We start from the raw sequence: 8,214 nt of genomic DNA on the forward strand, positions 1-8,214 counted from the left end.
CTGGAGCAAGGCGAGGTCATACAGCAAGGAAACTATCGACAGCTGGTACAAGAGGAGCGGGGGGCGTTCAGCCAGCTATTGTCGTACCAAAGCGGTATCACCGCCACCCCTTAGCCAGTTTATGGTATGATCTCAAGTTTGTTTATCGGGTTTCTTTATCAAGTTTCTTTACGTTTGGCAGTGCTTCTTCTCTTTTTGACTGGAGCCGGAGAGATGTCATCGCCCGCCACCGCCTGCTGTGCTGTCGGTGCTGCTGGTTTACGCGTAGGGCGTTTTTTCGCGGGTGCAGGGCCGGGAGTACCAGGACCAGGATCGGTAACGACAGGCTTCACGGCCTCGATACTGGCCTGAAGGGCAGCCATTAAATCCACGACATTGGTCTGTGGCTGTTTCGGAGCGATTCGCACCTCTTCTCCAGCCACTTTATGTTGAATGAGATCCAGCAGACGCTCGCGATACTGATCCGTATACTTGGCTGCGTCAAAAGGTGTAGATAGCTGCTCAATCAGCATCTTTGCCATCGTCAGTTCCTTCTCTTTAACCTCCTCTTGTCCCGGTAAGTTGGGAACCTGAGCAATGGGGCGAATTTCATCCGGGTAAAACATCGTCTCCACTGCCAGGCATTCATCCAGCACCCGAATTGCTGCCAGGCTGCTTTTGGAGCGGATGGAGATTTGGGCAATACCGATTTTTCCGGTATCCTTCATCGCATTCATGAGCAGCTTATACGCATTGGACCCAGCCTGATCCGGGGATAAATAATACGTTTTTTGAAAATAAATCGGATCAATTTCCTGCAAATCTACAAAATCTAAAATGACAATATTTTTATCGGCTTGTCCGCTGATCTGCTCCAGTTCCTCCTTGTCGAACATGACGAATTTTCCTTTCTCATATTCGTAGCCTTTTCCAATTTCCTCCCATTCAACCTCCTTGTCACAAACGGGACACTTCCGTACATAGCTCAGTGGGCTTCCACACTCCTTATGAATGTAGCGCATGGAGATATCCTTATCCTCTGTAGCTGAAAACATTTTAACTGGCACATGAACCAGCCCAAAGCTGATTGCGCCTTTCCAGACCGTATGCATACCGCCAGTCCTCCTTTTCTTTAGTCAGCATTTGGTATCATTCGATTCCGGGCGTCCCGGCTGTGGGCATATCATTTTTCGCTTAGCAAGGTTTCGCTTAGTATGCTTCGTACAAAAGATTGTATGAGGTGTAAATGAAGGCTGCGAATTGCTTTCCCTGCGCATGGTTACAGCTTTCTTGGTGCATAGTAAGGCATATCCGATTCAAAAGGAGGCACACAATTTATGCCCGGAAAATCCTATCCTCGGAAGATCAGTCATCGTGTGGGTCAGAGTCATATCGCCTTTCGGGGCCCCGCTGGAGGCGAGCAGGATGCATTGCCGCCCGAGTTTGCCCTTTCCCATGGAGTTCGGCCGCCTTTTCCCGTAGCTGTGGGTCATGTGGATTTGGAGGCTGTGGTTTCAAGTTCGCCTTCTCATAGCATCCCTTCATTGGACGTTGAACGGATTATAGATGAGGACTAGGTCACCTGTATTTCTAAATGAATGCACACAAAAACAATCAGCAGGAGGAGAACAGCATGAATGTAGAGCGAGCAAAAGCGATTTACGATTCACCCGATACCATTGCCGTACAATTGGATGGAAAACCGATCTGGATTGAGCATGTAGACGAAGCGAACAGCATGGCAACTGTACAGATAGGCAGCAGACCTGGCAATACTCAAACCGTCCGTGTGGATCGTCTGAAAGAACAATAGGAGATGGGTACTAAACATCTGGTCATTATCCATGGTCGTGACAAAAAGCCCAAATGCGACGAAATGCTTCGTCTCATCAAAATGGCGCTGATCGCAGGATTGCGTCGAGTGAATGAGGAAGCGGATCAAAGGCTGGAGCAAGAGCATATTTCCCTGACATTTAGTTATTATGGAGATATCAACAATCGCCTCTTATTAGAGAGCCGGCCTCGGTACGGACAACTTTTTGAAAAAGAAGAGGATGGGAACTTCTACGTTCCAGACCATTTTTACGACGAGAGTATGCAGCAATTAATCAATCGACCCACCGATCAAATGACCCCGGAGGAATACGAGCTCCTGATAGCAAACGAACCCATCATACACTTCTATGATGATGCTGCAAAAAAACTCAGCCCTTACCTGTCTTTGTTTGGTATGAGCACCCGCGCTATCAAAAAGCTTCTCCCTGATCTGGGAGCTTACTTGACCAGCCGTGTAGTAGGCTCCCAAATTCGTGAAAGATTGCAGGCTCCTCTAGCCAAGGCTTTAAGTAGTGGAGACGACGTAATGCTTCTTTCCCATAGTATGGGGTGCATGGTGGCTTACGATGTATTATGGAAATTCTCACGTATGAGTGAATACAAGCATCTATGGGAACACAAGGTTAACGAATGGCTGACATTGGGTAATCCGTTAGGCGAGCCTGCTGTAAAGCGCAGCTTGTATGATTCCAATGAGCCTGACGATGGCATGTATCCTGCAAATATCAGACATTGGACCAACATTAACGCCGTGGATGATTACATTGCGCATGACGCTGCGATCGAAGATGATTTCTATCTGATGCTGAGTCGGAATTTAATAGAAAGCATTAATGATCAGCCGCTTATCTATACGTTCTGGAAAGATAGTCATACCGGTCGCACCAATCCCCACAACTTCTTTGCCTATCTTAATCATCCAAAGGTAGCTGAGCAGGTGGCGAATTGGATTTTACGCTCATAAAAGGGTATCAGACCGCCTTAAAGCACACAAAATAAGCGCCCGCAAAGGCGCTTTTTATATTGTCTAATTCAGGAAACGGGGGGTATAGTATGATTAATATTTGAAGGAAGTGAGCCGTATGGACTTTAACATACTCTTGTTCGATGATTTTGAAACACTGGATGTATTCGGACCCGTTGAGATTTTTGGCCGCCTACCAGAAGTTTATGACTTAAAATATTTCTCCATGGACGGGGGAATTGTTGAGAGCCGGCAAAAAACCAAGATTGTGACAGAACCCATTGCACAAATAAAACCCAATGGCATATTCATGATCCCGGGCGGACAGGGGACAAGGGGCTTAATCCATGACGATACATTTATGAAACAGATCAAAGAGATTGCAGAACAGTCCAATTTTTGTATAACCGTCTGTACGGGTTCTGCGCTGCTTGCCAAAACAGGCTTGTTAAAAAACAGGCGCGCCACATCCAATAAATTAGCCTTTGATTGGGTCAAATCCATTGACACAGAGGTTAACTGGATTCCAAACGCAAGATGGGTAGTAGATGGAAAGTTCTATACTTCATCCGGTGTATCTGCTGGAATGGATATGTCCTTAGGCTTTGTTTCCGATCAGTTTGATTTTGAAAAAGCTCAACAGGTAGCCAATCAAATTGAATACATTTGGAATTCCAATAAAGATGATGACCCCTTTGCGAGATAGCAAAAAACTTGTGAACTGGATCAAAAGTGACTTCAATTTGTTCTTTTCTGATGAGTCATGCAAGCTTATCTAAGCATGCTTATTTATTGCTATTTAATAAAATTAAGTTTGATGTCTCCACGATTGTTTAGCCACAGCAATTCGTTAATTAGAAATGTCATGCTGTCCATAGTATGTAGTCTTTCAATTGTATCGGATACAGCTTCCATAAGGTCACACTGAATGTTTTCTGCCAGTTGGAGTCCACCGCTATCACCGTCAACGAATAAGTGGGTATGTTCAGGATGGTCTACTTTGAGCACATGCCGAAGCCACAAACGCCCGTCCTCTATGTGAAAAAAGTATTGTCCGTCGTAAATGATCCCCTCAAATATCTCATAATTATGAGATTGATCATAAGGTCCAAATACCATCGCTGCCCGTTCTAGTACGAATGAATTCGTTTTTGTTTTTATAAACATATGTTTACCCCCTGTTGGATAGTTATTGTATTTTGAAACGGTAACATATTGCTAATAACGAAAGGTTTTGCTACGATGAACAGAAGATAAAAAAGTAGTTAACATATCAATATGTCAACATCTTGTGCATAAATGAATAATATCTAATACTGTTCTATATGTCAACATTCTGTGCTTATTTTTTGGAGGAATTTTATGAACCCTTTAAGTATACGTTGTCGCCTCGGTGATATTATGCGAGAGCGGGGACTGCAAAATAAAGATGTAGTGGATTTAACAGGTGTGAGTCGAAACACGATTACTTCGCTTGCTGGTAACGCAACCAAACGGATAGATTACGATACGCTAGGTGCATTATGTCGAGGATTAGGTGTAACTCCGGGTGATCTTCTAGAGTACATGCCGAATGTCAAAGAAAATTTTGAATAAATAATATGGACCGTTGGAATTTTGATTCCAACGGTTTTTTTTGTAATCTCTATCAAGATTTAATTCGTCTAATAGAGTCGTTTGGTAAACCTGCGAGTGAACGAACTGCCTATAGTATTTTATTAAGAGCTTCAAAACTTCCTGAATTCCATTTTTATTCAGAATATCTTAAAAGATGAACCGATTCCCGCTAATCTTAATGATTATGCGGGTTTTTTGTATAAACCCAAGATCAGTTCATTTGGGTTTGGTAATCTAATGAGCTGATTTTTGATGGAAGTCATAAAAAAATGGGTCACTGATACCAATCTTCTGATTTTTTCGTGAAGTGCATAATGATAGAATAAATAGTGTTGAATTGATTCTGAGGGGGGGCTATGTATTAAAAGGGGGCATTACCGCAAAGCCATCGGAATTGGCTTGATCTTTTCGCTCTCCATTGCGTTGTTCGTCGCTATTTATTCCCAAACGATACCCAATCAGGACATGCCGCCAGTGAAGCGGGGAGTGCTGGATTTGTCGAATTGGGATTTTCACAAGCAGGGATGGGTCAATCTGGATGGAGAGTGGGAATTTTATGAAGGCGAATTACTGGAGCCTGCTGATTTTCACCAAGGAACAGGTAAGGAGGTCACGTATTTATCCGTACCTGGTACGTGGAAAGGAAAATCAGCAAATGGCGGTATGAACCGAACAGGGTATGGCACGTACCGGTTGAAAGTGTTGGTTAAAGATACGGATGAAGTTTTAGGTTTAAAAATAAGGAGTATTCGCCTTTCCCATCGCTTGTTCATTAACGGCAAGTTAGAAGGCGAAAGTGGGCGCCCAGCAGTAGATATCAAGGCGCATCAGCCCGGAAATACGCCTTACAGTGCGTTTTTCCACACGGATACCAAAGAAATCGAAATTGTGATTCAAGTATCTAACTATGTATTTGTCACCGGTGGTATTGCTGGCTCGATCCCGTTCGGATTGGCTGAAGATGTGACGAAGCTAAATAGTATACAGATCGGCACCGATATCGGAATTATATTTATTCTTGGCATGTTTGGTGTGTATCATCTCAGTTTCTTCCTTCTAGGGCGAAGAGAGAAAACATATTGGCTCAGCGGGCTGTATTTGCTGCTGCTTTTATTGGAAAAAGCACTTTTTGGCGAAAAGATTTTACAGAGGGTACTGCCTGGCCTCCCTTTTGACATTGCTTACAAGCTGCTGGATTTAAGCGAATTTGTCGGCGCTGTGGTGCTCATCCTGTTTTTCAGTTCAGTTGAAGCCCGCCTTATGTCGTCTCGGATGATGAAGCTGATACTGACTCCGTTAGGCCTATATATTACGGCGGTTGTCGTGCTGCCTTACCGTGTGCATATCCAAGTAAAATACGTTTTCTTTCTTTACTTAGTCATCGTTATCCTATACATTATTGGCAGAATGGCGTATCTGTACATTCAAAGCCAAGGCGGCTCATCCGATCGGAAGGAATTAATGCTGTTTATTGGCGGAAGCGTTTCGATGATGATCTTTCTGGTGGACGGAAGCCTCTATTCGGAGAATATGGTTTCGACCGATCTGCTGGGAAAACTCGGAGTAGTTTGTTTCATCATCATCATGAATATCCTGCTCGTGGTTCGATTCTCGAATGCTTATGAGAAGACGGAGCTCCTTTCAGATCAACTGAAGATTTCCAATCAGCTCAAGGACGAATTTTTGATGAATACGTCCCACGAGCTCAAGACTCCACTGCATGGGATTCTGAATATGACGTCTTATTTGCTGGATGATGAGGAAAGAAATCTGTCGCCGAAGCAAAAACGGAATCTTTCGCTGATCAAGGATACGTCTATCAAGCTGTCCATGCTCATTCACGATTTAGTCGATGTTACCCGCTTGAGGCACGGGGAACTGAGTCTGCATCCGACCGCTGTGGATGCCAGAATGGTAACACAGATTGTATTCGATGTACTGCAATTTGAGCTTTTGGGCAAAGCTGTGCAACTGGATAATCAAGTCGATCCCGACGTCTGGGTGCAAGCGGATGAGAATCGGCTGCGTCAAATCATGTACAATCTGGTCAGCAATGCCATAAAGCATACAGACAAAGGGTCGATCAAGGTGGTATCGAGCGTTGCCAAAGGAACCGTAACGATTTCTGTCGAGGATACTGGAACAGGGATTCCTAAGGATAAACATGCTGTAATTTTCGAATATTTTGAGCAACTCGATGGGCCGCTGCCAAAGGATGGATATACAGGAATGGGCGTTGGTTTGTACATTAGCCGCAAGTTGGTCGAACGGATGGGTGGAGAAATTCGGGTGGATTGGTCGGAGGTCGGTCTAGGCACGCGTATGACGTTTACATTGCCAAGCGCAGTCCAAGTACCGGCTAATCGTGAAACGACATATGCGCTGGAAGAGCAGCAGCGATATACCGATAAGGATCAGGAGCTGAATATTTGGGATGGACACGAGCATACCGTAATGATTGTTGACGACGAAGCCTCCAATATTCACACCTTGTTGAATATTTTGAAACGGCATCGCTACAATGTCGTCACCGCTTTCTCGGCAAAAGAAGCATTGGAGAAAATAGAAGAGTACCCGCAAGTTGATCTTGTCATTCTCGATGTGATGATGCCGGGGATCTCGGGCATTGAGTTGTGTCAGAGACTGCGAAGCAGCTACTCCATTCTCGACCTGCCCATTTTATTCGCAACAGTTAAGGATACGCCCCAAGACATTGCGCTCGGCTTCAGGGCCGGGGCGAACGATTATTTGACCAAGCCGTTTGAGGCGGAAACGCTCATTGCCAGAATCCAGACCCTGATCGCTGTGAAAACATCGCTCCAAGAAGCGATTCGCAATGAGCAGGCGTTCCATCAAGCACAGATTAAACCGCATTTTCTCTACAACGCCTTGAGCAGTGTTATTTCATTTTGCTATACGGACGGGGAAAAAGCTGCGTACTTGTTATCAATGCTCAGTCAGTACTTGCGCTACATTCTGGACATGGATTCTTCCACGCTGTACGTTCCTCTCTATCAGGAAATGGAGTTGATCGAGGCGTATGTTGAGATTGAGAAAGCCCGTTTCGGAGAGAGGTTCGACTATGAATTTCACTACGATAACCGTATAAAGCTTTTGGAAATTCCTTCTTTATGCATCCAGCCTTTTGTCGAGAATGCGATTCGGCACGGTTTGTTCGAGAAGGAAGGCCACGGCAAGGTGACAATTGTGATCAACGAGGGAGACGGTTACATCCGGGTGGAAGTCGAAGACAACGGTGTCGGTATACCGAATGATCTACTGTACCGCATGTCTCAAGGAAACCTGCAGGATTGCGGCATCGGCATCCATAATATCCGCAAGCGTCTGGACTCTCTGCCAGGGGCAACGCTAAACATCAGCTCCGATGTGGGAATAGGAACTAAAATAACGATGCATTTGCCTGTAAGGAATAACAAAGTGACCGGGTCGGGTAAACGAAGGAGGAGCGAGGTTGTTTAATGCGGTCATTGTGGAGGACGAAATACCGATTTTGAATTTAATGAAACACGTCATCGGGCAAAACCCGTATTTTACGATTATAGGTGCTTTTACAAGCTCGCTTGAGGCGCTGGCCAGCCTGCCTGAGCTTCGGCCAGATGTTGTTTTCCTCGATGTGGAAATGCCAAAGATGAACGGGCTGGAACTCGCAGAAAATATTAACGAAGCGTCGGAGCAGACAAAAATCATCTTCACGACGGCTTATCAGCATTATGCGCTGGATGCATTCAAGGTTTATGCCTTCGACTATATTTTGAAGCCCGTGACACCTGGGGCGATCGAGCGGGTGGCGAACCGGT

9 protein-coding genes are annotated in these 8,214 nt (G+C 45.0%); 7 read left to right on the forward strand and 2 right to left on the reverse strand.

Going from position 1 to position 8,214, the window contains the following annotated elements:
- Nucleotides 1–158: 158 nt before the first annotated feature.
- Nucleotides 159–1,091 carry a non-homologous end joining protein Ku gene (gene ku / locus WG8_RS06070; protein ID WP_007429247.1) on the reverse strand — a complete coding sequence of 311 codons (933 nt, stop codon included), beginning with the start codon at nt 1,089–1,091 and terminating at the stop codon, nt 159–161.
- Nucleotides 1,092–1,316: 225 nt separating this feature from the next.
- Between ku and WG8_RS06075 the strand changes: the two genes are divergently transcribed.
- The 4 genes from WG8_RS06075 (at nt 1,317) to WG8_RS06090 (ending at nt 3,485) form a co-directional block, all read left to right on the forward strand.
- Entirely contained in the window at nt 1,317–1,556 is a 240-nt protein-coding gene (locus WG8_RS06075) for a hypothetical protein (protein WP_007429248.1), read from the forward strand.
- 56 nt (nt 1,557–1,612) lie between these two features.
- Nucleotides 1,613–1,792, forward strand: coding sequence for an H-type small acid-soluble spore protein (locus WG8_RS06080; RefSeq protein WP_007429249.1), 180 nt, complete (start codon nt 1,613–1,615; stop codon nt 1,790–1,792).
- A 3-nt stretch (nt 1,793–1,795) separates the two neighbouring features.
- Entirely contained in the window at nt 1,796–2,779 is a 984-nt protein-coding gene (locus WG8_RS06085; protein ID WP_007429250.1) for a hypothetical protein, read from the forward strand.
- Between the two features lie 118 nt (nt 2,780–2,897).
- Entirely contained in the window at nt 2,898–3,485 is a 588-nt protein-coding gene (locus tag WG8_RS06090; protein ID WP_007429251.1) for a DJ-1/PfpI family protein, read from the forward strand.
- Between the two features lie 89 nt (nt 3,486–3,574).
- On the opposite strand, the gene WG8_RS06095 is transcribed toward WG8_RS06090, so the two are convergent.
- Entirely contained in the window at nt 3,575–3,946 is a 372-nt protein-coding gene (locus tag WG8_RS06095) for a hypothetical protein (RefSeq protein ID WP_007429252.1), read from the reverse strand.
- A 195-nt stretch (nt 3,947–4,141) separates the two neighbouring features.
- Here WG8_RS06095 and WG8_RS06100 point away from each other — a divergent pair, with 195 nt between their 5' ends.
- From WG8_RS06100 to WG8_RS28070, 3 genes are all read left to right on the forward strand, one after another.
- A complete protein-coding gene (locus tag WG8_RS06100; RefSeq protein ID WP_007429253.1) occupies nt 4,142–4,375 on the forward strand; it encodes a helix-turn-helix domain-containing protein in 234 nt (77 codons plus the stop codon).
- Between the two features lie 357 nt (nt 4,376–4,732).
- Nucleotides 4,733–7,876 (forward strand): ATP-binding protein, encoded by a 3,144-nt coding sequence (locus tag WG8_RS06105; protein ID WP_043890835.1) that lies wholly within the window; start codon nt 4,733–4,735, stop codon nt 7,874–7,876.
- Nucleotides 7,869–8,214, forward strand: a 346-nt coding sequence (locus WG8_RS28070) for a LytR/AlgR family response regulator transcription factor (RefSeq protein ID WP_007429255.1), incomplete at its 3' end; no start/stop codon positions are given. The genes WG8_RS06105 and WG8_RS28070, both read left to right, overlap by 8 nt.

It is taken from the genome of Paenibacillus sp. Aloe-11 (assembly GCF_000245715.1).
In the GTDB taxonomy this organism is placed as follows: Bacteria; Bacillota; Bacilli; order Paenibacillales; family Paenibacillaceae; genus Paenibacillus; species Paenibacillus kribbensis.